At 62.2% G+C, this 3,043-nt stretch carries 4 protein-coding genes; all 4 read left to right on the top strand.

The window, feature by feature from the left end; genetic code table 11:
• Window positions 1-687: ATP-binding cassette domain-containing protein (locus PHW99_RS18575; protein ID WP_300181282.1), on the top strand; the 687-nt coding region annotated here is incomplete at its 5' end.
• 99 nt (window positions 688-786) lie between these two features.
• Window positions 787-1,842 (top strand): dTDP-glucose 4,6-dehydratase, encoded by a 1,056-nt coding sequence (gene rfbB, locus PHW99_RS18570; RefSeq protein ID WP_300181279.1) that lies wholly within the window; start codon window positions 787-789, stop codon window positions 1,840-1,842.
• Between the two features lie 11 nt (window positions 1,843-1,853).
• A complete protein-coding gene (gene rfbD / locus PHW99_RS18565) occupies window positions 1,854-2,750 on the top strand; it encodes a dTDP-4-dehydrorhamnose reductase (RefSeq protein ID WP_300181276.1) in 897 nt (298 codons plus the stop codon).
• An 18-nt stretch (window positions 2,751-2,768) separates the two neighbouring features.
• On the top strand, window positions 2,769-3,043 hold a 275-nt coding region (locus tag PHW99_RS18560; RefSeq protein ID WP_300181273.1), incomplete at its 3' end, for a sugar phosphate nucleotidyltransferase.

Here is a 3,043-nt window from a genome sequence, read left to right as displayed (position 1 = left end):
GGCCAGCAGACCCGCGAGCAGGACCTGCGCAGCTTCCTGGGCACCTTCAACTTCAGCGGCGACATGGTCAAACAGGCCGTGGGCAGCATGAGCGGCGGCGAAAAGGCCCGCCTGGTGCTGTGCATGATCGTCTGGCAGCGCCCGAATCTGCTGCTGCTTGATGAGCCGACCAACCACCTGGACCTGGCCACCCGCGAAGCGCTGGCCATGGCGTTGAACGAATTTGAAGGCACGGTCATGCTGGTCAGCCACGACCGGGCGCTGTTGCGCTCGGTGTGTGACGAATTCTGGATGGTCTCACGCGGCGGGGTTGACCCGTTTGACGGCGACCTGGACGACTACCAGCGTTACCTGCTCGATGAAGCCAAACGCCAGCGTGAAGCCATCCGTGAGGCCAGCAGCGCGGCAGCCAAGGCCGAACGCAAGGCGCAGGCCGAAGCCACCGCTGCGGCAGCCAAGGTCAAGGCCAAACCCGCGCCCAGTGGCAGCCTGAAACGCAAGCTGCAAGAGGTGGAGACGCGCATGGCCACCCTGCAAGCCGAGGGCACCCAGCTGGAAGCCCATCTGTGCCAGTCGCCTCCCCCGGCTGACTTTGCCAACCAGGGCAAACGGCTCAAACAGGTCAACGAAGAAATCCAGGCGCTGGAAGAGCAGTGGCTGGAGCTCACTGAACAACTGGAAGCGTAGGGTCGACTTCAGTTGCCCCTATGCAGGCGCCCGCCTGCACCGCCTCAAGCCATTAAACTTGCTCTCTTTACGGCAGATTCAACTCACAGGGAAAGCAACATGATTCTGGTGACTGGCGGTGCGGGCTTTATTGGCGGAAACTTTGTCCTGGATTGGCTCGCGCAACACGACGAGCCGGTCATCAACCTCGACAAACTCACCTACGCAGGCAACCCGGAAACGCTGCAAAGCCTGCAAGGTGATGCACGTCACACCCTGGTGCAAGGTGACATTGGCGACCGCGAACTGCTGGCCCGACTGCTGGCCCAGCACCAGCCCCGCGCCGTCATCAACTTTGCCGCCGAAAGCCATGTCGACCGCTCCATCCACGGCCCGGGTGAATTCATCCAGACCAACATTGTCGGCACCTTCAACCTGCTGGAGGCGGTACGCGGCTATTGGTCTGGGCTGGATGCTGCTGAAAAAGCAGCCTTCCGATTCCTGCACGTCTCCACCGACGAGGTTTACGGCAGTCTGGCCAAGGGCGACCCAGCCTTCACCGAACAGAACCACATCGAGCCCAACAGCCCGTACAGCGCCAGCAAAGCCGCCAGCGACCACCTGGTACGCGCCTGGCACCACACCTACGGCCTGCCGGTGCTCACCACCAACTGCAGCAACAACTACGGTCCCTACCACTTCCCGGAAAAACTCATCCCGCTGATGATCGTCAATGCGCTGGCCGGCAAAAACTTGCCGGTCTATGGCGACGGCCAGCAAATCCGCGACTGGCTCTACGTCAAAGACCACTGCAGCGCCATCCGCCGCGTGCTGGAGGCTGGCCGCCCGGGTGAAACTTACAACGTGGGCGGCTGGAACGAAAAAGCCAACCTGGAAATCGTGCACACCGTCTGCGCCCTGCTCGACGAATTGCGTCCACGCGCCGACGGCAAATCGTACAAAGACCAGATCACTTTTGTGACCGACCGCCCCGGCCACGACCGCCGTTACGCCATTGATGCCCGCAAACTGGAACGCGAACTGGGCTGGAGGCCAGCCGAGACCTTCGAGACCGGCATCCGCAAGACCGTGCAGTGGTACCTGGCCAACCCCGACTGGGTGGCGCATGTACAAAGTGGTGCCTACCGCGAATGGGTACAAAAGCAGTACGCCTGAGCGGAGCCAAATTGAAGATCCTTCTTCTTGGCAAAAACGGCCAGGTCGGCTGGGAGCTGCAGCGCAGCCTGGCCCCCTTGGGTGAAGTCATCGCGCTGGACCGCCACAGCACCGAGCATTGCGGTGACTTGAGCAACCTGATCGGCTTGGCGCAGACCGTGCGCGATGTACGCCCGGATGTGATCGTCAACGCCGCCGCCCACACCGCCGTCGACAAGGCCGAAAGTGAAACCGAGCTGGCCCGCACCCTCAACGCCCTGGCCCCCGAGGTGCTGGCCACTGAGGCCGCCAAGCTCGGAGCCTGGCTGGTGCACTACAGCACCGACTATGTGTTTGACGGCAGTGGCGACGAGCCCTGGGTGGAAACCGATGCCACCGGGCCCTTGAGCGTGTACGGTGCCACCAAGCTTGAAGGTGAGGCACTGATCGCCCAGCACTGCCCGCGCCACCTGGTCTTCCGCACCAGCTGGGTCTACGCCGCCCGCGGCGGCAACTTTGCCAAAACCATGCTGCGCCTGGGCCAGGAGCGCGACAAACTCACCGTCATCAACGACCAGTTTGGCGCGCCCACCGGGGCCGATCTGATTGCCGACATCACCGCCCATGCCATCCGCCAGGTCATCCGAGGTGACGCAGCTGCCTTGGCTGGTATTTACCATCTGGTGGCCAGCGGCGAAACCACCTGGTTTGACTATGCAAAACACGTTCTAGCCCAGGCAGAACGTGCACAACCAGCTATCAAAATAAAGGCAACTCAGATCGATCCGGTACCCACCAGCGCCTTCCCCACACCCACCAAACGCCCCCACAACTCACGCCTGGCCACCGACAAATTGCAGCGCACCTTTGGCCTGACACTGCCGCCCTGGCAGAACGGGGTCAATCGCATGCTGGCAGAAATTTTGTAAACCACAGGGAGCTTCAACATGACAAACCAGACCACTGGTCGCAAAGGCATCATCCTCGCCGGCGGCTCCGGCACCCGGCTCTACCCGGTCACCCAGGCGGTGTCCAAACAGCTCATGCCGGTGTATGACAAGCCGATGATCTACTACCCCTTGAGCACGCTGATGCTGGCCGGCATCCGCGAGGTGCTGATCATCTCCACCCCGCAGGACACACCGCGGTTTGCAGATTTGTTGGGTGACGGCAGCCAGTGGGGCATGGCCATCAGCTACGCGGTGCAGCCCTCACCCGACGG

This window comes from Rhodoferax sp. (genome assembly GCF_028689305.1).
GTDB lineage: Bacteria > Pseudomonadota > Gammaproteobacteria > Burkholderiales > Burkholderiaceae_C > Rhodoferax.
This window is presented reverse-complemented; position numbering and strand designations above follow the sequence as displayed.

Excerpts from the sequence above, each read along its gene's own strand:
- rfbB (WP_300181279.1), top strand. The coding sequence starts at position 787 with ATGATTCTGGTGACTGGCGGTGCGGGCTTTATTGGCGGAAACTTTGTC.